The organism is Haladaptatus sp. DYF46, assembly GCF_021083305.1.
Classification (GTDB): Archaea; Halobacteriota; Halobacteria; order Halobacteriales; family Haladaptataceae; genus Haladaptatus.
Genome location: NZ_JAJFAY010000004.1, coordinates 327,912 through 351,553, shown reverse-complemented (window position 1 = coordinate 351,553; position 23,642 = coordinate 327,912). Strand labels below are relative to the sequence as shown.

The 23,642-nt window shown below is 63.5% G+C and carries 22 protein-coding genes; 14 read left to right on the top strand and 8 right to left on the bottom strand.

Annotated elements, in window-relative coordinates; translation table 11 throughout:
• Positions 1-53: 53 nt before the first annotated feature.
• Complete coding sequence (locus tag LJF34_RS19835) at positions 54-2,828, bottom strand: PAS domain S-box protein (RefSeq protein WP_231187108.1); 2,775 nt, start codon at positions 2,826-2,828, stop codon at positions 54-56.
• 81 nt (positions 2,829-2,909) lie between these two features.
• Here LJF34_RS19835 and LJF34_RS19830 point away from each other — a divergent pair, with 81 nt between their 5' ends.
• A complete protein-coding gene (locus LJF34_RS19830) occupies positions 2,910-4,634 on the top strand; it encodes a DNA mismatch repair protein (RefSeq protein WP_231187106.1) in 1,725 nt (574 codons plus the stop codon).
• 9 nt (positions 4,635-4,643) lie between these two features.
• On the opposite strand, the gene LJF34_RS19825 is transcribed toward LJF34_RS19830, so the two are convergent.
• Together LJF34_RS19825 and LJF34_RS19820 are read right to left on the bottom strand one after the other, a co-directional pair.
• Positions 4,644-4,847 (bottom strand): DUF4177 domain-containing protein, encoded by a 204-nt coding sequence (locus LJF34_RS19825; RefSeq protein ID WP_231187104.1) that lies wholly within the window; start codon positions 4,845-4,847, stop codon positions 4,644-4,646.
• A 74-nt stretch (positions 4,848-4,921) separates the two neighbouring features.
• Positions 4,922-5,359, bottom strand: a complete 438-nt coding sequence (locus tag LJF34_RS19820) for an SHOCT domain-containing protein (protein WP_231187102.1) — start codon at positions 5,357-5,359, stop codon at positions 4,922-4,924.
• 148 nt (positions 5,360-5,507) lie between these two features.
• On the opposite strand from LJF34_RS19820, the gene LJF34_RS19815 reads away from it, so the two are divergent.
• From LJF34_RS19815 to ptsP, 10 genes are all read left to right on the top strand, one after another.
• A complete protein-coding gene (locus LJF34_RS19815; protein ID WP_231187100.1) occupies positions 5,508-6,416 on the top strand; it encodes a helix-turn-helix domain-containing protein in 909 nt (302 codons plus the stop codon).
• 77 nt (positions 6,417-6,493) lie between these two features.
• Positions 6,494-7,366 (top strand): DUF5694 domain-containing protein, encoded by an 873-nt coding sequence (locus tag LJF34_RS19810; protein ID WP_231187098.1) that lies wholly within the window; start codon positions 6,494-6,496, stop codon positions 7,364-7,366.
• A gap of 31 nt (positions 7,367-7,397) precedes the next feature.
• Positions 7,398-8,411, top strand: a complete 1,014-nt coding sequence (locus LJF34_RS19805; RefSeq protein ID WP_231187096.1) for a lamin tail domain-containing protein — start codon at positions 7,398-7,400, stop codon at positions 8,409-8,411.
• 174 nt (positions 8,412-8,585) lie between these two features.
• Positions 8,586-9,383 (top strand): aldolase/citrate lyase family protein, encoded by a 798-nt coding sequence (locus LJF34_RS19800; RefSeq protein WP_231187094.1) that lies wholly within the window; start codon positions 8,586-8,588, stop codon positions 9,381-9,383.
• Between the two features lie 221 nt (positions 9,384-9,604).
• Positions 9,605-10,048 (top strand): arsenic resistance N-acetyltransferase ArsN2, encoded by a 444-nt coding sequence (arsN2, locus tag LJF34_RS19795; protein ID WP_231187091.1) that lies wholly within the window; start codon positions 9,605-9,607, stop codon positions 10,046-10,048.
• A 228-nt stretch (positions 10,049-10,276) separates the two neighbouring features.
• Positions 10,277-11,815 (top strand): glycerol kinase GlpK, encoded by a 1,539-nt coding sequence (gene glpK, locus LJF34_RS19790; RefSeq protein WP_231187089.1) that lies wholly within the window; start codon positions 10,277-10,279, stop codon positions 11,813-11,815.
• 1 nt (position 11,816) lies between these two features.
• Positions 11,817-12,803, top strand: a complete 987-nt coding sequence (locus LJF34_RS19785) for an MIP/aquaporin family protein (RefSeq protein WP_231187087.1) — start codon at positions 11,817-11,819, stop codon at positions 12,801-12,803.
• 9 nt (positions 12,804-12,812) lie between these two features.
• Entirely contained in the window at positions 12,813-13,052 is a 240-nt protein-coding gene (locus LJF34_RS19780; RefSeq protein WP_231187085.1) for a hypothetical protein, read from the top strand.
• Between the two features lie 64 nt (positions 13,053-13,116).
• Positions 13,117-13,386, top strand: coding sequence for an HPr family phosphocarrier protein (locus LJF34_RS19775; protein ID WP_231187258.1), 270 nt, complete (start codon positions 13,117-13,119; stop codon positions 13,384-13,386).
• The gene (ptsP, locus tag LJF34_RS19770; RefSeq protein WP_231187083.1) at positions 13,386-15,086 is read left to right on the top strand and encodes a phosphoenolpyruvate--protein phosphotransferase; all 1,701 of its coding nucleotides are present in this window, start codon (positions 13,386-13,388) and stop codon (positions 15,084-15,086) included. The genes LJF34_RS19775 and ptsP overlap by 1 nt, the downstream gene beginning before the upstream one ends.
• Before the next feature lie 60 nt (positions 15,087-15,146).
• Here ptsP and dhaM read toward each other — a convergent pair whose 3' ends face one another.
• The 3 genes from dhaM to dhaK all read right to left on the bottom strand — a co-directional run bounded on the left by dhaM (position 15,147) and on the right by dhaK (position 17,749).
• The gene (dhaM, locus tag LJF34_RS19765) at positions 15,147-15,527 is read right to left on the bottom strand and encodes a dihydroxyacetone kinase phosphoryl donor subunit DhaM (protein ID WP_231187081.1); all 381 of its coding nucleotides are present in this window, start codon (positions 15,525-15,527) and stop codon (positions 15,147-15,149) included.
• Positions 15,524-16,258: a dihydroxyacetone kinase subunit DhaL gene (gene dhaL, locus LJF34_RS19760; RefSeq protein ID WP_231187079.1), complete on the bottom strand. Its 735-nt coding sequence runs from the start codon at positions 16,256-16,258 to the stop codon at positions 15,524-15,526. The genes dhaM and dhaL overlap by 4 nt, the downstream gene beginning before the upstream one ends.
• A gap of 489 nt (positions 16,259-16,747) precedes the next feature.
• Positions 16,748-17,749 carry a dihydroxyacetone kinase subunit DhaK gene (dhaK, locus tag LJF34_RS19755; RefSeq protein ID WP_231187077.1) on the bottom strand — a complete coding sequence of 334 codons (1,002 nt, stop codon included), beginning with the start codon at positions 17,747-17,749 and terminating at the stop codon, positions 16,748-16,750.
• 156 nt (positions 17,750-17,905) lie between these two features.
• Between dhaK and LJF34_RS19750 the strand changes: the two genes are divergently transcribed.
• Together LJF34_RS19750 and LJF34_RS19745 are read left to right on the top strand one after the other, a co-directional pair.
• Positions 17,906-19,486: a HEAT repeat domain-containing protein gene (locus tag LJF34_RS19750; protein WP_231187075.1), complete on the top strand. Its 1,581-nt coding sequence runs from the start codon at positions 17,906-17,908 to the stop codon at positions 19,484-19,486.
• Between the two features lie 28 nt (positions 19,487-19,514).
• Positions 19,515-20,249, top strand: a complete 735-nt coding sequence (locus LJF34_RS19745; RefSeq protein WP_231187073.1) for a hypothetical protein — start codon at positions 19,515-19,517, stop codon at positions 20,247-20,249.
• Between the two features lie 7 nt (positions 20,250-20,256).
• Here the strand turns inward: LJF34_RS19745 and LJF34_RS19740 are convergent, their stop codons facing one another.
• The gene (locus LJF34_RS19740) at positions 20,257-21,105 is read right to left on the bottom strand and encodes an aldo/keto reductase (RefSeq protein WP_231187071.1); all 849 of its coding nucleotides are present in this window, start codon (positions 21,103-21,105) and stop codon (positions 20,257-20,259) included.
• Between the two features lie 157 nt (positions 21,106-21,262).
• Here LJF34_RS19740 and LJF34_RS19735 point away from each other — a divergent pair, with 157 nt between their 5' ends.
• On the top strand, positions 21,263-21,739 hold the full coding sequence (locus tag LJF34_RS19735) for a DUF6789 family protein (RefSeq protein WP_231187069.1): 477 nt from the start codon (positions 21,263-21,265) through the stop codon (positions 21,737-21,739).
• Between the two features lie 28 nt (positions 21,740-21,767).
• On the opposite strand, the gene LJF34_RS19730 is transcribed toward LJF34_RS19735, so the two are convergent.
• Entirely contained in the window at positions 21,768-23,507 is a 1,740-nt protein-coding gene (locus LJF34_RS19730; RefSeq protein ID WP_231187067.1) for a cbb3-type cytochrome c oxidase subunit I, read from the bottom strand.
• Positions 23,508-23,642: the final 135 nt, after the last annotated feature.

Below are 23,642 nucleotides of genomic sequence, written 5' to 3'. Positions count from 1 at the left end.
GCCCCGACCATCCGACGCGGGGATGAAAACCTCTCCGGCCGAAAACTGGCGTCTTATCGGTCAAAAAACGTCTTTAGCAGTTTCGCCTCCGCGTGTCTGAGGTGCTGATGGAACGTCGGTGCCGACACGTCAAGCAACTCCGCCACCTCCTCGCCCGTGCTGTCCCGAGGCCATTCGAAGAACCCGGCGAGATAGGCCGTCTCCATCGCCGTCCGTTGCCGGTCGGTCAAGGACTCCGACAGTTGCATGCGGAACTCCGTCGCCGTCGGTTCCGGCTTCTCGCGTTCGCGTTGGGCGACGACCCGTCCCTTCGGCGCGATGCTCTTCACCGCCTCGACCGCCCCCCTGATGTTCGCGTCGGCCGGGAGTTCGACGGTGCCACGCGCACGTTCCTCGTTCGCTTCGACGTATCCGATGGCCCCTCCCCTATCCACGAGCGTCTTGACGAACGACGGCCCCTCGTAGGTCACTTCGAAGACGCACTCGTGGTCGGATTCGCGGATGAGCCGCGTGTCGGTTATCCCGTCCGCTTTCGCGGTTCGTTCGAGGACGACGTCCGACGGCACGCCGGTGGCGGTGATGAAACAGTGGATCTCCCCGGTCGGCGACATCGTCGTCCCGTGAAGGGTGAACGTACATCCCAACTCCTGTGGGACGCGAACGAAGTAATGATCGGCGTCCGATATCTCCATCTCCACCTCGACCACGCAGTCCGAAGCCAACGCCTTCCTGCTCTCCATCGCGGCTATCGCCATCCCCATCGTCTCCCCGAGTTCCACGAGAACGTCCCGTTCCCTGTCATCGAAGGCGCCACCCCTGTTCGCGTGGACTGCGAGGACGCCGTAACAGGTTTCGTCGTACCGAATCGGGATGGCGGCCATCGACTGTACACCGCCGTCGAGCGTCGCTTCTCCCCACGCCTCGAAATCGGGATCGATTTTCACATCCTCGACGACCACCGCCCGTCCCGATGTCTGTGCCTGTTCGACCGGGCAGTTACACGTGTCCGCGGCCGTTTCCACCGCCTCCATATAGGTGGTGTCGCCCGCGTTCGCCACCGTGCGGACGGTTTCGGCGCTCACTTCGCTTTCGCTGACCCACGCGAATTCGTACGGCCCTGCCGCCGCCAGCCGATTCACGACCGTCTCTTCGATTTCCTCCCGACTCGTCGCCTGTACCAGCGCTTGGTCCACCTCGCGGATGACCTCGTTGATACGATTCAGTTCCACCAACTCGGCCCGCTGGGTGGAAAGGGTTTCCTCGCGTGTCGCCCGGTCGAGCGCGGACCGGACGTTCGTCGCCAAAATCTCGGCGAAATCCCTGACGTACTCGTCCAGTTCGGCCGCCGAGAGCGATCCCAACAGAAATATGCCATGGTCGCCCAGCGGAATTACCATCTCCTGTTCGACCGAAACCGGCCGGTCATAGGTCGTTCGCGCGTCTTTCGCGTCGTCGAACGTGGTCGCCTCTCCCGATTCGAACGCCGACCACGTGAGGCCCTCCCCGGCCTCGAAACGCGGCAGTTCGTCCAATAGTCGCTCCGTCGTCTCCGTCACCGCGACCGGCCGCAGTACGTCCTCCTCGTCGTTCGCGAGGTAGATGCCGGAGAGGGGGAGGTCCAACTCCTCGCCGGCGGCCTCCACCGCGATTTTGCAGATGTCGGCCTTCGTTTCTGCCGTCATGAGTTCGCGCGTCGCGGACCGAAGGTACGCGAGCGTCCGATCGCGGGCCTTGCGCTCCGAGACGTCCTTGAAGATACCGTGAATAACCAGTCGGCCGTCGAGTCGCGTTCGGTTCGTGCTGATTTCCACCGGAACCTCCTCCCCGTCCGACCGGACGACCGAGAGATCGTCAGTGCTCCGTGATATTCCACCTTCCTTCGCGTGCCGCTCGAAGAGTTGTCGGTAGTACGTCTGTCGCTCCCGCGGATGTATCTCCCACTGATACATCCCGCGGATTTCGCTTCGTGACCGATCGAGGAGTTCCTCGGCCGCGACGTTGGCATCGATCAGCTTCCCCGTTTCCGCGTCGGCGACGAGGATGGCTTCCGGACTCGCTGCCACCAGCTTTCGATAGCGCTCGCGTGACGCTTCGAGTTCCGTCTCCACCGTCTTGCGCTCGGAGATGTCGCGGATGATCCCCGTTATCAACTCCTCGCCGCCGTCGGTCGCGTTCCGAAGCGAAAGCGTCACCGGAACCTCGTGGCCGTCGCTGTGTCGCGCTCTCGTCTCGAAATATTCCCAGTCGAGGCTTCGCTCATCCGTTTCGGAATACCGTCTCAATGCGGCTTCGTACAGCGACTCCAACCGCTCCGGAATCACGCGCTTCAACGGTTCACCCGCTATCCCCGTCGAGTCGTAGCCGAGTACCCGCTCGAACCCGTCGTTGGCGTACCGAACCGTTCCCTCCGTGTCGATCGTCACGATAGCGTCCGGAACCCCTTCGAGAACCGCTTTGGCTCGTGAGAGCGCCTGTTCATTCCGATAGCCAGTTACGGCACGTTCGATTTTGTGCGACAGAACCGTCCGGTCCTCGGGACCGATACAGTCCGTTACGTCCATCGCAAACGCTTCTGCTATCGTTTCATCGTCCTCTGTCACGACGAAGAACGGAAGGCTCGAATCGCGTTCGCGCACCTCGCTCAGTACGGCGAGTGCATCACACTCGGGCAGTCCGTGCTCACAGACGATGCACTCCGTCGCTTCGAGGGCGTCGAGCGCCCGCTCGACGCTCGCCGCTTCCGCTGACATCCCCGGAAGAGAAACCCCACTCGTATCGCCGACGTGGAGGATACGCGGCGTTTCAGAGTATTCTTCATGGAGGGGCATGGGAACATAAACTCTCCAGGGCCTCCTCTATGTTTCGGTCGAACGGGAATGATTAATAGCCGTCCGTGTCAGCGGTCAGGTATGAGGCTGGAGGATTACTGGGGCGTCGGGCCGAAGACGAGCGAACTGCTCGAAGCCGAACTGGGCGTCGAACGAGCGATTCGAGCGATCGAATCGACCGACGTTCGCGCACTCACGGCCGCGGGGTTGTCCCGCGGCCGAGCGACGCGAATCCTTCGACAGGCCAACGGCGGCGAGGGAATGGCGGTCCTCGCCACCCGCGACGCCCGCTCGGTGTACAAATCGTTGCTCGACCTCGCGAGCGATTACGCCATTACGCCCGACGCCGGCGACCGAATCCGGGTTCTGACCCCGGTTCGCTCCCGGGAGGAGGCCACCGAACGACTCGATTCCGTCATGGCCGCCGTCGAATCGTGGGACGAACTGAACGACGGGACGCGAACGACCGTTCTCGATGCTTTCGAGGAGTACGACGGCAGCGAGCGAACCGCGGTGGAGACGGCGATTTCCCTCCAGCAGACCGGCGTGACCGACGGCGCGTTCGCCACGGTGGCCGCCATCGACGCGGACGACCTCGCCGTCGCCGCCGGTGCCCTCGGAAAACTCGACGACGGAACGGTTGCCGAGGGGGCGGACGATGAACTCGACCGCTTCCGGGCCGCGCTGACTGCGGTCGAACGCCTCGAAAGCGGTGCCTTGGACGTGCTCGAATCCGTCCAATCCGGCGACGTGCGGACGCCGGACGAGTTCCGCGAGAGCTACGTCGAGTACGTCGCCCGCGAAACCGATATCGAACCGCAGCGAATCCGCGACGCGACGGTCGGTGAGGCCACCGACGCCACCGATTTCGTCGGCGGGTCGCTCCGCGAACTCGTCGCCGAAACGAAGCGCGCCGTCGAAGAGCGCGAGGAAACGGTCGTTTCGGCGCTCGAAACCGACATCGAAACCGCCCGCGACGCCATCGACGCCGCCGTATCGGCCGTGAGCGACCTCGCGGTTTCGCTGTCGCTCGCCCGCTTTGCCGACGCGTTCGACATGACGCGCCCGGAGTTCGTGGACTCCGGTTTCGCCGTCGACGGCGCGCGAAACCTGTTTCTCGCCACCGCGGGAGACGTGCAACCCATCACCTACGGCATCGGCGACCACGGAATCGCCGGCCCGCCGAAGGGCGACCGAGTGACGGTCCTGACCGGCGCGAACAGCGGCGGGAAGACGACCCTGCTCGAAACGCTGTGTCAGGTCGGTCTGCTGGCACAGATGGGGCTTCCCGTTCCCGCCTCCTACGCACAGGTGTCGATTTCGGACGCCATCGTCTTCCACCGCCGCCACGCGAGTTTCAACGCGGGCGTGCTCGAATCCACGCTCCGAAGTATCGTCCCGCCGCTCACGAACGACGGGCGGACGCTCATGCTGGTGGACGAGTTCGAGGCGATTACCGAGCCGGGAAGCGCCGCGAACCTCCTCCACGGACTCGTCAGCCTGACCGTCGATAGGGGCGCGCTCGGCGTGTTCGTGACCCACCTCGCGGACGACCTGAACCCGCTCCCCGGACGGGCGCGCAAGGACGGCATCTTCGCCGAGGGGCTGAACGAGGAGTTGGACCTCCTCGTCGATTACCAGCCGCGGTTCCAGACGGTCGGCAAGTCCACGCCCGAGTTCATCGTCTCGCGCCTCATCGCCTCCTCGGACGACCGGGCGGAACGCGCCGGATACGACGTCCTCGGCCGCGCCGTCGGTGAAGCGCTGATTCAGCAGACACTGGATTCGTGGACGGACGAGGAGTGAGCCACCGCATTACTCCCTCGGTCGCTTGAACACTAACGCGCTCGTCTCGCTCTTCGGTCGACCGCCGAGCGTTTTGTTGGACCCGGTTAGCGACGATGCCAGTTCCCAGCCCTCTTCCCCGAGTTCGTTGAGGTCTGCCTCGGTCGGTTCCTCGCTCCCGCCGAACAGCCCGCCGTCCGACAGCTCCACGATTTTGTACTCCCATTCGTCCATGGAGCCGTATTGTCCCGTTTTTCCGTATAAACCTTCGCCCAAAGGAGATCGCCACTATCTCCCCCAATCGTGGCTCAGTTCCGCTCCACGTCCCGCTCCTTGCGTCGCAATCGTTCCTCGACGTCCTCCACGGTGTCGTTTTCCATGAGTCGTTCCAGCTTTCGCTCGAACTGTTCGTCGGTGAGTTCCCCCCGCGCATAGCGGTTTTTGAGGGTTTCGAGGGCGTCCCTATTGTTCGGTTCGACGGTTTCGGCGGGTTCGTTCGAACGTTCGTTACCGCTGGACCAGTCCCACCAATCGTCGTCCCACGTGGCGTCCCACCAGCCTTCGACGTCCTCGTCGTCCCCGAACAGCATCTCGACTATCGGAATGACGACGATGTAGCCGAGAAGCATGGCCGGAAGCCACCAACTCTGGCCGGTAAAGAGAGCGAGAAGCCAGAACCCCGTGACGAGAATCGACGCGATTTCAGTCGCGTTCTCGCGGAAGCGCTCGGTCGGTGTGTCGCCCATATCGGTTCGTTTCGGCGCTGGGATATAAAACGTCCTTCTTGTTCACTTGCGTACCCGTTCGACAGTCGGTTTTCCGACTCAACCCTTCGGAACGATTCACGAACCACGGAACCACACTACTTTGTTTCCGTTCTCGTAACGATGCAGTATGGAACGCGACGACGACCCGACCGTTACGTGCCTCACCCCCGACGAGGCGTTCGGGCTGCTCGGCGACGAGACTCGGTTCGAAATCCTGCGGGTGCTGAACCGGGCCGAGGAGTCGTTGTCCTTCTCGGAACTTCGAACCCGCGTCGGTGCGGACGACCCCGGCGGGTTCAACTACCATCTCGGGAAGTTGACGGGACAGTTCGTCCGCAAGACCGATGACGGCTACGATGTCGCACCGCCGGGGGAACGGGTCGTCGGGGCCGTCCTGTCCGGTGGGTACACCGCGGAGTTCAGCGCCGACGCCGTTCCGGTCGATGGGAACTGCCTCCACTGCGGGGGGCGGTTGGAAGCGGTCTTTCGGGACCACGGAATCACCATCGACTGCACGGGCTGTGAGTGGATGTTCACGGACCCGGAAATTCCCGCGGGACTCATGGACGGGATGGACGCGGCGGCGGCACCGACCGTCGTCGCTCGATGGCTCCGAACTTTGGACGAGGCCGCCGAGGTCGGCATGTGTACGAACTGCCACGGGCAGTTGGATTCGACGCTGTATCTCTCCGACGACGAGGACGCACCCGACTGGCTCGAAGGCAGCGGATTGGTCGGAATGGAGTTCCACGAGTGCGGTCGGTGCGGTCACAGGTACAATCGGTCCGTTCAGTTGGCCGTCCTCTCGCACCCGCTGGTCGCCGCGTTCCACTACGAACACGGCATCGACCTCCGCGAGACGCCGCGGTGGGAACTCCCGTGGTTGAAGGAGGACAACGCGACCGTCGAATCCACCGACCCGCTTCGTATCGCGGTTCCCATGACCCTCGACGGCGAGACGAGGACGTTCGTTTTCGACCGCGAGTTGGACGTCGTGGAACGGCACGGTGGGGAAGTACTGACACCCGAAGAATAGAACTGTGCTTTTGTAACCTCGCGTATAGAAATTCAATTCTACGAACACTTATTCCCGGCGCGTCGGTCGTCCCGTCCATGGCGAATAGGAACGACGCCCGGACGCCGAACGGATGGCCGGAACCGACCTCCGAGCAGGTGCAGGTGATGTTGCTCGGTACCTATCACATGGACAATCCGGGATTGGACGAGGTGAACGTCGATGCCGACGACGTGCTCGCCGACCGCCGACAGGCCGAACTGCGCGATTTGGTCGCCCGCGTTTCGGAATGGAACCCGGACAGGGTCGCCGTCGAACGACCGTACGACCGAAACGAGGCGATAAACGACCTGTATTGGGAGTTCCGGTCGGGCGAATTGGCCTACGACCGCGAGGCGTCGTTTCCCTCGCCACACTCGGAACGGGACGAACTGACCACCGAATGCCGGAGCGAAATCGTCCAAGTCGGTTTCCGACTCGCCGACCACCTCGGCCACGAGCGGGTCGCCGCGATAGACGAGTATCCCTCGGAACCCGACACCGATCCGTTCGAGGACCGCGACGTCGATTCGAGTCGGAAGACCGACATCGAACTCGCCGACAACGACACCGTACAGCGTGAGAGCGACGAACGACTCTCGTCCTCCACGATTCCCGAGTACTTCGCGTGGATCAACGACAAAGAGGAGCGCCGGGAGAACCACGATTTCATGTTCGATAGGGGGATTCGCGCGGCGGACGAGCGGTTCGGGAGTCCGCTGGCGCTCGCGTACTGGTACGACCGAAACATCAGGATGGTCCACCACCTCTGGCGGACCATGGACGCCACGGACGACCGAATCCTGTTCCTCGTCGGGGCGGGTCACGTTCGCGTTCTCCGCCACCTTCTCACGGAAGCACCGATGTTCTGTCCGGTCAGTCCGCTCCCGTATCTACCGGCACGCGACCGAGACGCCGAAGGAGTCGCATAGATTTAACCGCCGGAAGCGTCTCGGTTTCCTCGTGTCTTTCACGGGCTCCTCGCGGCCGGTCTCCATCGCCGTCGTCCTCGTCGTCTGCGCGAGCGTCCTGACCGCCGGGTGTGCGTCGGTGCAGGATACCACGACGCCCAGACCCGACGGAACCGCCTCGATCGGCGACTCTCAGTCCCAATCTCGTCACTGGACCGTCACCGTCTCCAGAATCGTGGACGGCGACACCGTGGAGTTCCGCTACGCGAACGGGACGAAGGAGACGGGCCGCCTCCTCGGCGTCGATACGCCGGAGGTCCACACCGAAAACGACCCGACGGAGTTCGAGGAGGTCCCCGACGATCGGAGCGGAGAGCGGTGTCTCCGCGATTGGGGGCACAAGGCGAGCGAGTTCGCCAGAGCCGAACTCGTGGACGAGCGAGTGACGATCACGCTCGACGCGAACGAGGGACCGCGGGGCTACTACGGCAGATTGCTGATTTACGTCCGCGAATCGGACGGCACGCTCTTCAACTACCAACTGGTGAAACAGGGCTACGCGCGGGTGTACGACAGTGAATTCACCGAGCGCGACCGGTTTTACGCCGCCGAATCACGTGCACAGAAGGACGGCGTCGGCCTCTGGGAGTGTGCGAACGGACGGGCGAGCGGGGGTGAACAAGGAAGCACGGACGAATCGACGACCCGAGTGGCGACCGACGGCGGGACGGACGGCCTCGCCGTCGCTCGAATCCACGCCGACGCGGACGGCAACGACCACCAGAACTTGAACGACGAGTACGTCGTTCTGAAGAACACGGGAGACGTGACCCTCGACCTCTCCAGATGGACGATTTCGGACGACGGCGGGCACACGTACCGCGTGCCGTCGGGTGTGACGCTGGCGAGCGGGAAGACGCTCACGCTCTACACGGGGAGCGGGTCCGACTCGCCGTCGGAACGCTACTGGAACGCCGACGGTGCCGTCTGGAACAACGACGGGGATACGGTCGTCGTTCGGAACGCGAGCGGGTACGTGGTGGTGCGCGCGGAATATTCCGGTTGACGGGTGGTGTTCTCCGAGAGCGTGTTCGACTCGACAGCGCGGACCAGCAGCGCTACTACCGTCGCTAGCGTACCACGTTCGCCGACCCGACACCGATAGCGGTGCGAAATCGAACACAGGTGGCGCGAAACGCACCGTCGAACAACCCGTGTCGGTACCCGGTTGGGGGGACTCATGGAACGAGAAAGAAACACGACAAGTTTGCGAAAGCGACTCGAACGCGGCGACGTCACGCTCGGGATGGCCGAAGACACGTACTCGCCGACGCTCGTCGAACTGTACGGCGATCTCGGACTCGATTTCGTTTGGATCGATTTCGAACACGCGGGGCCGAGTCCGTGGGACGCAAGCGCGGTGGAATCGCTGCTCCGCGCGAGCGAGCTGACTGGTACGGAGCTGTTGGTTCGGGTACCGGTTACGGAACCGGCGCTCGTCCGGAAGGTACTGGACACCGGCGTGAGGAACGTGTTCCTCTCACACGTCGATACGGCTGACGAGGTGCGGGATATCGTGCGGGCAGCGTACTTCCGCTACGACGGCGGGCCGGGCGAACGCGGCCTCGCTGTTCCACGAGCGAGTCGGTGGGGATTGACGGACGACTACGCGGCCGCCGAGGACGAAGCGGTGCTCATCGGGGTGACGATAGAGTCCTTGGAGGCGGTCGAGAACATCGACTCGATTCTCGACGTTCCGGACCTCGGCTTCGTCTTCGTCGGCCCGTTCGACCTTTCGGTCGCGGTCGGCTCTCCCGGGGAACTCGATAATCCGGACGTACAGGACGCCGTGGAAACCGTTCGTTCGAGGAGCGTCGAACGAGGCGTACCCGTGGGTAACCTCGGCTTCGGAATGGAGGACGTCAACGAGAAGGCTCGAAACGGGTATCAAATCCTCAACGTCGGCACGACCGCCCTCGCGATTCAAGAGATAGTCGCCGAGTGGTTGAACGCGTACGAGGAACCCCGAAACCGATAGCCCGAACGACACTTCACGCTCGACTTGTTTTCAACCTGCTGTATTTTCTCCCGGTATAGCTACGTCAGGTCCCATTCCCCTTCGTGTCCCGGCCCACGACTAGCCGCTTTCCCGAAGTTTACCACCTTCCCCGACACGCGAGCTAAAACGCCGGTTCGAACCCGTCCGAGCGATGGCCGCCGGGGGAACGTACTTTACGCTCGTTCCCGCATTCGTTCCCGATGAGCGAGACGACACTCGTGCTTCGACAGGCGGATGACGCTCACCGCTCGTATATTCGAACGCTGCTGAAGGAAAACGGGTTACCGTTCGAGGACGTCGGGCCGAAACTGGACCGTTTCTACGTCGCCCACGTTGGACCCGACCCCGTCGGTCTCGGTGGCGTCGAAGTCCACGGAACGGACGGCCTTCTACGGTCGGTCGTCGTGGAGCGAGGCGCTCGTGACGAAGGCTACGGAAGCGTACTCTGTGCCCGATTGGAGGAACGAGCGGCCGCCGACGGGGTGGAGACCCTTCACCTACTGACGACGACGGCGGCGGAGTTCTTCGCCGAACGGATGTACGTCGAAGCGTCCCGTCGGACCGCTCCCGACGCCATCCGGAAGACGACGGAATTTGCCGACCTCTGTCCCGACACCGCGACATATATGCGGAAGTCGCTGTGACGCCAAACCCCATGTGATTCACATGTGTCTCGGTCGAAATTCGGCGAAGGGTGGTCTGTTTGTTGTCACAATCCAGTGTCTCGAAGAGTAAAGTGAACGGTCACGGACGGTTCAACGAGTCCGAGGTACCGAAACCGGCGTGGGAAAACATCATTATTCTTCGTCCCGTCTCTTTCCCGAGGTGTGGCCGAACGTGGCAATGAACCGGCGCACCCAATGGGGGAGTCAATGTCAGAAACCTATGTCGGCGCTATCGACCAAGGAACGACCGGAACGCGGTTCATGCTGTTCGACCACGACGGTCGGGTCGTCCAAAGCGCCTACGAAAAACACGAACAGAAATACCCGGAACCGGGATGGGTCGAGCACGACCCCCTCGAAATCTGGGAGAACACACAACACGTCGTCACCACCGCGTTGGAGGAGGCCGACGTTTCCGCGGACCGGCTGGAAGCCATCGGCATCACCAACCAGCGCGAGACGACCCTGCTGTGGGACAAGGACAGCGGCAGTCCGGTCCACGACGCCATCGTCTGGCAGGACCGTCGGACGACCGACCGCGTGGAGCAGTTGGAAGACGAGGGGAAGGTAGACGACATCCGCGCGAAAACCGGGTTGGAACCCGACGCGTACTTCTCGGCGACGAAGGCCGAGTGGTTGCTCGACAACGCCGACCCGATAAAGCTCCAGCGCGCCCGTCCGCAGGACATCCACGAACGTGCCGAGGAGGGCGAAATCCTCTTCGGGACCATCGACACGTGGTTGATTTACAACCTGACCGGCGAACACATCACGGACGTGACGAACGCCTCGCGGACGATGCTGTTCGACATCCACGAGATGGACTGGGACGACGACCTCTGTGCGGAGTTCGACGTCCCGCGCGAAATGCTGCCCGAGGTGCGACCGTCGAGCGACGACGAGACGTACGGTTCGACCGACTCGGACGGCTTTTTGGGTGCCGAAGTCCCGGTTGCTGGCGCGTTCGGCGACCAGCAGGCGGCGCTGTTCGGGCAGACTTGCTTCGACGCGGGCGACGCGAAGAACACCTACGGGACGGGCAGTTTCTTCCTCCTGAACACCGGCGAGGACGCGGTCGAGAGCGAACACGGCCTCCTCACGACGGTCGGATTCCAGCGCTCGGGAGAACCCGTACAGTACGCGCTCGAAGGGTCCATCTTCGTCACCGGCGCGGCCATCGAATGGCTCGTAGATGTCGGCTTCATCGGCGACGCGGCTGAGACGGAGACGATGGCTCGAAGCGTCGATTCGACGGACGGTGTGTACATGGTTCCGGCGTTCACGGGACTCGGCGCGCCCCACTGGAACCAGCGCGCTCGCGGCACCCTCGTCGGGATGACACGGGGTACTCGCCCCGAGCACATCGTCCGGGCGACGCTCGAATCCATCGCCTACCAGACCCGCGACGTGGCCGAAGCGATGGAGGCCGACAGCGGTATCGACATCGAGTCGCTGAAGGTCGACGGCGGCGCGGTGAAGAACAACTTCCTCTGCCAACTGCAAGCCGACATCCTCGGTGCCGACATCGTTCGGCCCGTCGTGGACGAGACGACGGCGCTCGGGTCGGCCTACGCCGCCGGCCTCGCCGTCGGCTACTGGGACTCCGTGGACGACCTGCGAAAGAACTGGCAGGTCGACCGCGAGTTCGAACCGAAGATGTCAGAAACCGAGGCGGACGCGAAGTACGACCGCTGGGAGGACGCCGTCGAGCGCTCCCTTGGATGGGCACGCGAGGGAGGTGCCTGAGATGACGGACGAAGCGACGGTCGACGGCGGCGAACCAGTCTCGGATGGCGGGGAAACCGCTACCGACGACGGCTCGGTGGAGGAGTACTGGGGCGCGAAGTACGTGAACGAACTCGTCGGGACGTTCATCCTCGTCCTCCTCGGTGACGGTGCCGTCACCGTCTCGGTGTTGACGGGCGGGTTCGACCTGTTCGGCGTGGCCGTCCTGTGGGGATTCGCGGTGATGTTCGCGGTATACTGGGTCGGCGGCGTCTCGGAAGGGCACATCAACCCGGCCGTGACCATCGCGAACGCCGTCTGGCGGGACTTTCCGTGGAAACACGTTCCGGGCTACATCGTGGCTCAAATCGTTGGGGCGTTTCTGGCCGCCGGGACGTTGCTCGTCACGTGGTCGGGGTACTATCAAAGCTTCAGCGAGGCCAACAACGTGGTTCGCGGTCAACCCGGTAGTTCCATCACCGGAATGACGCTCTGGACGTTCTTCCCGAACCCCGCCTTCGCGGGCGTGAAAGTGGGGGACTACAACTCGCTTCAGCAGGCCGCGTCGCTCGTCTCGTTCCCGCAAGCGTTCTTCAGCGAGATGGTCATCACGGCCATCCTCGTCGCCGTCATCTTCGCACTTGTGGACGACGAGAACCCGATGGGAACGCGGGCGACCCCCGGAATCGCGGCGCTCCTCATCGGACTGCTCGTCGCGGCGCTCGTCCAGTACGAGGCACCCATCAGCATGGCGGCGTTGAACCCTGCCCGGGACCTCGGTCCGCGAATCATGGGGTATTTCGCCGGATGGGGTCGAATCGCCTTCCCCGGTCCGCGCGGCGGCTGGTGGCTTCCGACCGTTTCCACCATCGTCGGCGGTATCATCGGCGGCGGGTTGTACGACTTCCTGACACGTCGGTACGTGATAAAGCTCGAAGCCGAGGAGATAGAACCCGAAGAGCCGGCGGTCCACGACGAAGAGCATGAACGACCGTCCGGAGGGAGTTAGAGGGGCACCGTGACGACTTCGGACGATCCGAAGCGTTCGACCGGTGCCTACCTCCGGTTGGTGTTTCTCGATCCGGTGAGCCTCGCGGGACTGGTCGTCCTCGCGTGTGGACTCGCGCTCGTCGCCGTCTCCGCGCCGGGACCTCCGGTCAACGAACCGCTCCTCGGCGGGTCACTGATGTTGGTCGGCACGGTGTTGTTCGCGCTCGGCTACACTCGGGCGCAGTGGGGATTGCAGGAATGGGGGTGATGGCCGAAACGATGGCGGCGATAGCATGAAGCGGCTTCCACTCCAACTGTCGGCCATGCCTCGAATGGAACGAACCGTTACCATCGTCCCAGCGGACGGACTGCACGCCCGACCAGCCTCGAAATTCGTCAATACAGCGAACGAGTTCGACGCCGACTGCACCGTTTCCCTCGTGGACGGCGACCCGGTCAACGCGGGAAGTATGCTGTCCGTGACGACGCTCAACGCCCGAAAGGGCGACGAGGTTCTCCTCGTGGCGGACGGCGACGACGCCGAGGAAGCGCTCGATGCGCTGGAAGACGTTCTCACCACTCCCGAGGAGAAAGAAGCGTGATGACGGAACTCTCGGGAACGGGTGTGACGCCGCGCGCCGGAATCGGTCGCGTCGTCTGGTATCGCGGAACGACCGACCTCGAAGACCCGCCCGACCCCGCGACCGTCGACCCCGACGAGGAACTCGCGGCGTTCGAGTCGGCACAGGAGGCCGCCCACGAGGAACTCGAACGCGAGCGGGAGCGGACGAGCGAACGCCTCGGGGAGGACGAAGCGGAGATTTTCGACGCACACCGCGCGTTCCTGGACGACCCGGAAATCGTCGGCGGTATCGAGGCGGCCATCGAGAACGGCCTCCCGGCACCGCACGCGATTCGACGCGCGTTCACCGACCCCATCGCCCGTTTCGAGAACTTGGACGGGCCGATGGCCGAACGGGCCGACGACCTCCGCGACGTGCGCGACAGGTTGCTTCGACTCGTGACGGACGGCGACCGGATGGACCTCGGCGACCTTCCCGACGGGTCCGTCCTCGTCGCGGAACGGTTGACCCCGAGCGACACCGCACAACTCGACGCCGACGCGATCGCCGGATTCGCCACCATCTTCGGCGGCCGAACGTCGCACGCCGCGATTTTCGCCCGCTCGCTCGCCATCCCCGCCGTCGTCGGCGTCGGCGAGGAACTCGCCCAAGTCGGCGACGGGCGGGAACTGGTGGTCGACGGCGAGCAGGGGACGGTCGTCATCGACCCCGACGACGAGGCCCGGAACCGAGTTTCCGTCTCGGAGACGCCCATCGTGGAGGATCACGTCTCGACGGCGGGCGGCCGAGAAATCGAAGTCGCGGCCAACGTCGGGACGCTCGCGGAACTGGATGTGGCGGCCGAACAGGGTGCCGACGGCATCGGCCTCTTCCGAACGGAATTTCTGTTCCTCGACCGCGAAGCGCCGCCGGACGAGGAGGAGCAGTACGAAGCTTACACCGCCGCACTGTCGGCATTCCCCGACGAACGAGTCGTCGTCAGGACGCTCGACATCGGCGGCGACAAACCGATTCCGTACCTCGACACGCCGGACGAGGCGAACCCGTTCCTCGGCGAGCGCGGAATCCGGCGCTCGCTCGGCCCCGATTCCGACCTGTTCGAGGCCCAGTTGCGCGCCCTGCTCCGGGCCGCCGGCGACCACGAGGACTCGGGTGGCTCCCTCGCCGTGATGTTCCCACTGGTCGCCAGCGTCGAGGAACTGGACGCGGCGCTCTCCCGCGTCGAATCGGTCGCGGCGGAGTTGGCCGGGGAAGGCATAAACCACGCCGTTCCCGAACTCGGCGTGATGATAGAGACGCCCGGGTCGGTGTTCATGGCCGAAGCGCTCGCCGAGCGGGTGTCGTTCCTCAGCATCGGGACGAACGACCTCACGCAGTACGTGATGGCCGCCTCCCGCGAAAACGAGCGGGTTTCGGACCTCCACGACCCGCGCTATCCCGCCGTCCTCCGCGCGATTCGTCGAACCGTGCAGGCGGGCCACGACGGGGACGCGTGGGTCGGCATGTGCGGCGAGATGGCGGGCGATCCCGCCTTGACGGACCTCCTCGTCGGTCTCGGCTTGGACGAACTGAGCATGAGTGCGATTACGGTTCCCGACGTGAAGGCGAACGTCCCGGAAATCGACACGGACGACGCCGCCGAACGCGCCGACCGAATCCTCGCCGCCCAAACGCGCGAGGAAGTGGTCCGTCTGCTGTCGGTGGAAGAAGCCGAATAAAATTAGAACGTATTTTCCGAAACCGGCGGCGTCGGCCGCCTTCGACCTCCCTCCGACGAGTTACAACTTCGAAACCTCGCCCGCTTCCTCGGCCGCTTCGAGGACGGATTCCACGGTGGCCTTCGAACCGTTCGCCGTGACCGCCGCGTTGACGGCCCCTTCGAGGATCGGCGCGTCGGCGATTTCCGCCTCCACTTCGGCCATCTCGATGGCGAGTTCCGTGTTCATCACCGCGCTCCCCAAATCGACGAGGACGACGACGCCGTCCTCGTCGGAGAGCGAATCCAACGCCCCCTGTATCTCGGGGGCGCTCGTTCCGAGGCCGCCGTCCGGGTCGCCGCCGACCGCCACGATGGAAACGTCGCCCGCCATCTCCGCCGCCACTTCGCGAATCCCCTCCGCCGCTCGTTCGCTGTGGGAGACGATTACGATGCCGATCATTCAGACGCCCCCGGTTCGCCGTCCTCGGGCGTCGGTTCCTCGTCCGGAACCGTCGGCGACTCCGCGTCCGCTTCGAGGTCCCCGTCGCCGAGGTATTCGACCGCCGTGTCCTGTATCTCCTCGACGATGAACAGCGTGCTCGTCGCGCCGGGGTCCTGATGGCCGACCGACCGCCAGCCAAGGTACGACGCTCGCCCCTTCTTCGCACGAATCGGGGTAGTGAAGTTGACGCCGCGCTCGCACGCGTCGACCGCCTTCGTCAGCGCCTCGACTGGTTCGAGGTCGTCCTCCTCGATGGACTTCTTGTAGGTGTGGACGGCGGGCGTCAGCGCGTCCACCATCGTCTTCGCGCCGACCGGCGCGTCTCCCCTGTCCTGTACCTTCTCCAGAAACGCCTCGGCGAAGGCCACCGTCGATTCGGCGGTGACGCCGTCGGACAGTTCCGCGCTGGCGCTCATGAACGACCCGCCGTACAGCGGTCCGGCGGCCCCGCCGACCTCCGAGATGAGCGTCACGCCGACCGTCTTCACGAGGTCGGCGGCATCCGCCTCGTCCATCCCGTCCGTCTTTTCGAGGACCGCCCGAAAGCCCCGGTCCATGTTCGCGCCGTGGTCGGCGTCGCCGATGGCCGAGTCGAGGTCCGTCAGGTATTCCTTCTCGTCGGCCATTCGTGCCGCGACGTTCTCGATTGCAGAACGCACCGCATCCCGCTCCGTTGCTGTATCTGCCATCTCTATGCCGACCCCACGGGGCGGGGTAGGGTAAACCTTCGCTCGTGTCGTCGGTGACTGTTTCCGATTCGGACAAGATCCCACCGATGGTATCGGGATGGGTTGTGACGGGATTGTGTATCGTGCTAGCGTTCCTCAAAACACATCAATTCACTGTGGATGCCTACCGAGTAGTTCAGACCGAGAGGACGGTCACTATCGTGACTCCGATTACGAATCCGACACCACCTCCGAGGAGGTCCGTAACGATTCGCGCCGGTGTCGACTGCAAAACGTTCAAGTCAGTAAATAATTTGTCAGATAAAAGGGTGAGGAGGAACATACACCCGAGGACGATTACGACGCTCAGAACGTAACTGAGGACAGTCACCATATGTTTCAAACGTTTTGTTGGTACAAAAATAGCTCGAAAACGCGGTAGTCTATTCGATGTTACTGATGGTGAAACGAAGGTTCACTCCACGAAATAGTTCCGGAATATGATTTCGACTACGTCACCGTCAACGCGGGCGTCTCCACCGGATGCGCCAACAACTCTTTCAACTCGTCGTCCAACGCCAATACCGTCACCGAACAGCCCTGCATGTCGAGCGAGGTCATGTAGTCGCCGACCCACGCGTCCCACGTCTCCAGTCCCTCGTCCTCCAGTATCGACTGGAGTTTCCGGTTCACGATATACAGTTCCGACAGCGGCGTGCCGCCCATCCCGTTGACGATTGTGGCGACTTCCGTTCCCGAATCGAGGTCCAAGTCGTCGAGGACGTTCTCGGCCAGTCGCTCGGTGATGTCGTCCGCGGACATCGTCTCGGTGCGTTCGACGCCCGGTTCGCCGTGGATGCCGATGCCGAGTTCGATTTCGTCCTCGCCGAGGTCGAATGTCGGTTCGCCCTTCTCGGGCGTGATGCACGACGTGAGTGCGGTTCCCATCGTCGCCACGTTGTCGATGACCTTCTGAGCGACGCGCTGTACCTCGTCCAAATCGCCGCCCTCGTCGGCCATCGCGCCCGCGACCTTGTGGACGAAGATCGTGCCACAGACCCCGCGTCGTCCGGAGGTGTACAGCGAATCTTCGACCGCCACGTCGTCGTTGACGACGACCTGCGCGACGTCCACGTCGGATTCCATCTCGGCCATCTCGCCCGCCGTCTCGAAGTTCATCACGTCGCCCTCGTAGTTCTTGATGACCATGAGGACGCCCTCGCCGCCGTCGCAGGCCTGTACCATCTCGCTCACCTCGTCCGCCGTCGGCGAGGTGAACACTTCGCCTGACGCCGCGCCGTCCAGCATTCCCGGCCCGAGATAGCCCGCGTGTGTCGGTTCGTGCCCGCTCCCGCCGCCGCTCACGACGGCTACCTTTCCTTCGACCGGCGCGTCCGCTCGAACGAGGACGTTCGAGTCCGGCAGTCGTCGAACTTCGTCGGGATGTGCAGCGACCATCCCGTCCAGCATCTCGTCCACGACCGCCGACGGTTCGTTGATGAGTTTTTTCATGTGTCGTGTTATCATCTACTCCGTGACGCATAAGGGTTCTTTCGATTATCGTGACAGTTCTCCGAAGTTCTGATGTTTTTTCGTTTCCCGACCCGGTTCGGGGGACACACAACGATTATTGTATATCGGCTCTTCGATAGGTACGAAGGTTGAATTATGGGCCGGTTCGACTCCGAGGAGCGCGATGTACGGCGATACGAGGACGGAGAGCGTGCGAACGTCTACTCGGTACGGGACGTTTCGGACCTCCTCGTGTCGCTCGACGCCGACGACCCGAAGCGACGCGCGAGCGCGGCGTGGGCGCTCGCGGAGGTGGCCGCCAACGCGCCGGAGCGGGTTCCCGTTCCGGACCTCATGCAGGCCATCACCGACGACGACCAGTGGGTGCGACGCGGCGCGACGTGGGCGCTCGCGGAAGTCGCACAATCGAATCCCGCCGACGCCAAACCGGCCATGAAACACGTCCCCGAGTTGGTCGAAGACGGCGACCCGTTGGTGCGCGAAAACGCCGTCGTGACCGTGGCCGGCGTGGCCGAAACGTATCCTCGGTCCGCGGAACCGGTGTTCGGTTCGCTTTTTTCGCTTCGAGACGAGGGGAGCGGAACCGTTCGACGGTACGCGACGGAGGCGATTCGACACATCTCCAACGCGCTTTCGGGGGCGACGCTGGACGGCCAACCGGTCGTCATCAGCGTTTCCGACCCGGAAACGGCGGCGGTGTTCCCCGTCGGGGCGAACGTCGTGCAGTCGGGACGGGGCGGGCCGGAAACAGGTGGTATCCGTATCGAACCGGCATCGGATGTCGATAGTCCGTCAACGTCGAAACCGTCATCCGGGGACGCCTTCCGTTCCGGCACGGGTCCGCCGTCCTCCGAGGACATCGAATCGCCACGACCGCTCCCGGTCGAGTACGAGGATTTCGAGACGCTTCGTCCCGCCGGACGCTCGCCGCTCGTGGTCGCACACCACGCGCGGGCCGCGACCACCCGCGAACAGCACGCCATGACGACGCTGTTCACCCTCCGTCCCGACCATCGAACGCAGTCGATTATCGATTCGTTCTTCGACGCCATCGACCGGTGGGAGGCCATCCACGACCACGACCACGTGCTGACGGTTCGGGCGCGCGGAAGCGCCCCGCCGTGGGTTGCGACGGAGTTCACGGGTGGTGGGACGCTGGATGACCACGTGGTTGCCGGGTTGGAACCCTCGCTCTGGTTCGCACACGGCCTCGTCAGAACGGTTTCACACGCTCACGCGCTCGGTGTGATTCACGGCGGCCTCTGTCCTCCCGCGGTTCGGTTCACGAGGACCTTCGGTTCGACGTGGCCCGTTCCGAAGGTCGGCGATTGGGGATTCGCCGAGGTGATGGCCGACGCCCGACTGTCGCTCGTGCCGCCGGCCTATGCCGCACCCGAGCATCTGGAACCCGAATCGTTCGGCGGCATCGACCACTCGACCGACGTGTACGGTCTCGGTGCTGTTTTGTACACCCTCTTCACCGGCAGTTCGCCGTTCGTCGGTGACTCGCACCTCGTCGTAAAACAGGTGACGTCGGACGTCCCGCCGACGCCGTCCGATGTGAATTCCGATGTGCCACCCGAAATCGACGACTTCCTCCGGCGCGCGATGGCGAAGCGCAAGTCGGACCGATACGAAACGATCGAGGACCTCCGGGTCGCTCTCGAACGAGTCATCGAGACACACTATCCGGAATTGATGGGTCGAATATATTAAATAACTGCGCTCCTTTCGATGCACGCAGATGGTCATCCCACTCGCACAGGTCGGTGCCGACGCAAGCGGGGGCGTCGTGCGGTTCGTCGGTTCGGGTCTCCTCGCCGTCTCGGCCGGAATCTTCGGCTTCTACGCGTTCCGTAACCTGCAACTGAATCGGATGGAGTCCCAACGACCGTTCTGGTTCTACCTCGTCGCCATCGGCGTTGCGGGGGTTCTGTACGGCGTCCTCGGGATGGCGGGCGTGCTTTCGGCGGGCCGATGGCTCCTCGCGCTCGCCCACGCGGCGTTTCTGTTCTGCACCGTCTTCCTCGCGTTCGCGATGCGCGAACTGTACTACAACAGCACGTTGGCCCCGCCAGCTGACGAACGGCGGATTCCGCTGTCGCGACTGCGCCGGATCGAACTCGGGTTCGTCTGCGCCATCCTGTTCGAACTCCTCGTCGTCCTGCTCCTCGGTCACGGCTCCGTCGTCTCGTTCGTCAAAGGCCTCGGAAGCATCTCCTTCGCCGTCTACGGCATCGTCTTCGCCGACCGACTCGAATCGCTCGCACAGGGAACGTCCATCGACACGTTACGCCGCCACTTGCTTCCGGTTCTGGTCTGTTCGGGCCTCCTGGGCCTCGCCGACCTCGGCGTCGTCGTCGGCGTCGAGTCGGTGCTCGTGGGAAGCGTCGAAAGCGTCTTCGTGGTGATGATCGGCGCGTTCATGCTTACCGCGACGATTCGACTTCAGCAGAACGTTCGCGGGCTCTCGGCCTGATTTTCGCCTAATCGAGACGTTCCATCTCGTCGGAGGAGAGGTCGACGTGCGACGCCGCGACGTTGTCGTGCAGGTGATCCACGCTCGACGTGCCCGGAATCGGCAGCGTGACCGGCGAATGATGAAGCAACCACGCCAAGGCTATCTGTCGGTCGGAGGCGTCGTGGTCTTCGGCGATTTGGTCCACCACGTCCCCCTTGTCGCCGAGGTCGCCCGCGCCGAGCGGGAACCACGGGATGAAGCCGATGTCGTACTCCTCGCAGGCTTCGAGCACGTCCTCGTGTTCGCGGTTGCCGACGTTGTACCGGTTCTGTACCGTGGCGACGTCCACGATGTCGCGGGCCTCCTCCAACTGTTCGACCGAGACGTTGCTCAGGCCGACGTTTCGGACCTTGCCCTCGTCCTTGAGTTCCGCGAACGTGTTTACCGCGTCCTCGAACGGGACGTCCGGGTCCGGGCGGTGGTACTGGTACAGGTCGATGGTATCCACCTTGAGTCGGTCGAGGCTGCCGAGGATGGCGTTCCTGATGTAGCCCGGTTCGCCGCATTTCGGCCACGACCCGTCCCGGCTGTCGCGCCAGAGACCGCCCTTCGTGGCGACGACGAGGTCCGAGGGGAAGGGATGGAGCGCTTCACCGATGAGTCGCTCGCTCACTGCCGGGCCGTAGGAGTCTGCCGTATCGATGAAGTTCGTGCCGGTCGACACGACTTCGTGCAGGACGCGTCGCGCTTCCTCCTCGTCGTCCGGGGGGCCGATGATGTCCTCGCCGGTGAGGCGCATCGCGCCGTAGCCGAGTCGGTTGACCGTCAGTTCGCCGCCGATATCGAACGTGTCGCTCTCGTTCTCGATTGTCACGTCGGAGGGTGTGCCGCCCATCGGGTAACGTCTTTTGGCGAACCACGTGATTTGGCGAACCACGTGGCCCGTCCGTTCGGCGGATTCTCCTCGAAACGATTTTCTCCGTCGGCAAACAGGGAGTACATATAAATCGCTTCCGCTCATGCCCGCTAGTATGTCACAGGAAGTCGCGGGATTCGAGGACGATTCCGGCCTGCCTCCCGCCGTCGTGGAGGGGATTCAGACGCTCAAGGCGGGTATCGTCAGCACCGCCGTCATGCTGTTCATCTTTCTCGTTTCCGAAGCGGAAACGGACTTCAATCTGGGCGTCCCGGCCGCGATCGCGAAGTTCGTCGGAATGTCCGGAAAGCCGTACCTCGGGTTCGCGGTCTTCGTCTTCGCCGGCATCGTCGTCTGGCCCCTGGTGTTCGCGGCGATAGAGGACCGGTTCGCGGTCATCCCCGGCGCGGACGACATCGGCGTTCGAGGCATCCTGTTCGCCCTCCTGCTGTGGTTCGCGTTCCTCGGCTTGGGTTCCACGGGACTCCATCTGGAGGGGGCGTTCTTCTTCCTCTACATCGTCTTCAGCCTGCTCGCCCACCTCGCATACGGCTACTCGTTAGGCGTCTTTTACGGTCGATTCACGGGATGAAAAACGCGCGATAAAAACGCGCCGAGAATCACTCCAACCGTTCCTCGAACCACTGCCACTCGCGCGAGAAGAAGCCGTGCTCCTTCAAGTTCCACACGTCCGCGTCGGTGACGACGGGTCCGTTTCGGTAGGATTGGAGCATGTTCCACACCCAGACGAGCGTGCCGAGCGCGATGATGAACGCGCCCACGGTGGCGACCTGCTGGAGGAACGCGAACTGCGGCGGGTAACTCGCATAGCGGCGCGGTAGGCCCACCATGCCGAGGACGATGAACGTGTTGAACGTCAGCATGACGCCGATGAAGGTGAGCCAGAAGTGGACCTTCGCGAGGAACTCGTTGTACATCCGCCCGGTGAAGATTGGGTACCAGAAGTACACCGCCGCGAATATGGCGAACGGAATCAGCCCCATGATGATGAGGTGGAAATGGCCGACGACGTAGTAGGTGTCGTGGAGCACGAGGTCCACCGGAATCGACGCGAGGAAGATGCCCGTCACGCCGCCGATGATGAACGTCGCGATCGATCCCACGCAGAAGAGCATGGGTGCGGTCAGGCGAATGTTCCCGTTCCACATCGTCGAAATCCAGTTGAAGACCTTGACGGCGCTCGGAACGGCGATAGCCAGCGACACCGCCATGAAGCTCGCCCTGAGGCGCGGGTCCATTCCGGTGGTGAACATGTGGTGGGCCCAGACGCCGAACGAGAGCACGCCGATGGCCAGCGTCGAATAGACGACGAACTTGAACCCGAACAGCTTCCGCCCCGAGAACCGGGGAATGATGAGGCTTATCAGCCCCATCGGCGGCAGGACGAGGATGTACACCTCCGGGTGGCCGAAGAACCAGAACAGGTTCTGCCAGAGGAGCGGCCCGCCACCGTTCAGCGCGAAGAACGTCGTCCCGAACACGCGGTCGAACAGGAGCATGAGGATGGCGCTTCCGAGGAGCGGGAAGGCGAACAGCACGAGCCCCGCCTGCGTCAGCAGCGTCCACGAGAAGATGTCGAGTTCGGCCCACTCGACGTCCTTCAGCGTGAACGTGGTCACGATGATGTTGACCGCCCCCATCGTGGTGCTGAGCCCGGAGAGGTGTAACCCGAGCAGCATCACGTTTATCATCGGGTTCCCCTGCTGGCGCGACAGCGGCGTGTACATGGTCCACCCGGTGGTCGGCGGTTCGAGCGTGAAGAAGGGTTGTGCGGCCGCGGTTCCGAGAACCGGTTGAATAACGTGGCCGAAAATGTCGGAGATGAGGCCGAACCGGACCAACAGGAACGCCGCTGGAAGGAGCCAAAACGCGATGGCGTTGATGCGGGGGAACGCCATATCGTCGGCCCCGATGAGGAGGGGCAGGAAGTAGTTCGCGAACCCGAAGATGACGGGCGTGGCGAAAAAGAACAGCATCGTCAGGCCGTGCATGGTGAACAGGCCGTTGTAGGTCGTGGCGTTCCAGACGTCCACGTTGGGGGTGAACAACTCCGTCCGAATCATCATCGCGTCCATGCCGCCCCAGAAGAACGCGACGCTCCCGAACAGGAGATAGAGGAGGCCGATGTCCTTGTGGTCAACGGTCGTCAGCCATCGGATGACGCCGGTCGGCTTCCCGTAGCCGGTCGGAAAGCCGCTGACGTAGCCGCCGTCCGTTTTCGGCGTCCGCTTCGGTTCGATTGCGTCTTCGATGTTGAGCGAGCGAGCGAGCAAGAGCGCGGTCGCCACCAGCGCGAGTCCCAACCCCACACCGGTGGCGGCTTCTCCGAGGAGATTCATTGTGGTCGTTTCTCTACCAAATATCGGTTACGGTCGGTCGTAATTTTACGGTGCAATGCGGCTCGTAATACGACGTTAGGACGGACGTGCCTTAACCGACTGGGCCGTTCCCAGTCGGTGAAAACGGACGCCGAG

Bases quoted from the DNA above. Each gene is read 5' to 3' on its own strand.
- LJF34_RS19835 (WP_231187108.1), bottom strand. From the start codon at position 2,828: ATGCCCCTCCATGAAGAATACTCTGAAACGCCGCGTATCCTCCACGTC.
- LJF34_RS19830 (WP_231187106.1), top strand. From the start codon at position 2,910: ATGAGGCTGGAGGATTACTGGGGCGTCGGGCCGAAGACGAGCGAACTG.
- LJF34_RS19825 (WP_231187104.1), bottom strand. From the start codon at position 4,847: ATGGACGAATGGGAGTACAAAATCGTGGAGCTGTCGGACGGCGGGCTG.
- LJF34_RS19820 (WP_231187102.1), bottom strand. From the start codon at position 5,359: ATGGGCGACACACCGACCGAGCGCTTCCGCGAGAACGCGACTGAAATC.
- LJF34_RS19815 (WP_231187100.1), top strand. From the start codon at position 5,508: ATGGAACGCGACGACGACCCGACCGTTACGTGCCTCACCCCCGACGAG.
- LJF34_RS19810 (WP_231187098.1), top strand. From the start codon at position 6,494: ATGGCGAATAGGAACGACGCCCGGACGCCGAACGGATGGCCGGAACCG.
- LJF34_RS19800 (WP_231187094.1), top strand. From the start codon at position 8,586: ATGGAACGAGAAAGAAACACGACAAGTTTGCGAAAGCGACTCGAACGC.
- arsN2 (WP_231187091.1), top strand. From the start codon at position 9,605: ATGAGCGAGACGACACTCGTGCTTCGACAGGCGGATGACGCTCACCGC.
- glpK (WP_231187089.1), top strand. From the start codon at position 10,277: ATGTCAGAAACCTATGTCGGCGCTATCGACCAAGGAACGACCGGAACG.
- LJF34_RS19785 (WP_231187087.1), top strand. From the start codon at position 11,817: ATGACGGACGAAGCGACGGTCGACGGCGGCGAACCAGTCTCGGATGGC.
- LJF34_RS19775 (WP_231187258.1), top strand. From the start codon at position 13,117: ATGGAACGAACCGTTACCATCGTCCCAGCGGACGGACTGCACGCCCGA.
- ptsP (WP_231187083.1), top strand. From the start codon at position 13,386: ATGACGGAACTCTCGGGAACGGGTGTGACGCCGCGCGCCGGAATCGGT.
- dhaM (WP_231187081.1), bottom strand. From the start codon at position 15,527: ATGATCGGCATCGTAATCGTCTCCCACAGCGAACGAGCGGCGGAGGGG.
- dhaL (WP_231187079.1), bottom strand. From the start codon at position 16,258: ATGGCAGATACAGCAACGGAGCGGGATGCGGTGCGTTCTGCAATCGAG.
- dhaK (WP_231187077.1), bottom strand. From the start codon at position 17,749: ATGAAAAAACTCATCAACGAACCGTCGGCGGTCGTGGACGAGATGCTG.
- LJF34_RS19750 (WP_231187075.1), top strand. From the start codon at position 17,906: ATGGGCCGGTTCGACTCCGAGGAGCGCGATGTACGGCGATACGAGGAC.
- LJF34_RS19745 (WP_231187073.1), top strand. From the start codon at position 19,515: ATGGTCATCCCACTCGCACAGGTCGGTGCCGACGCAAGCGGGGGCGTC.
- LJF34_RS19735 (WP_231187069.1), top strand. From the start codon at position 21,263: ATGTCACAGGAAGTCGCGGGATTCGAGGACGATTCCGGCCTGCCTCCC.
- LJF34_RS19730 (WP_231187067.1), bottom strand. From the start codon at position 23,507: ATGAATCTCCTCGGAGAAGCCGCCACCGGTGTGGGGTTGGGACTCGCG.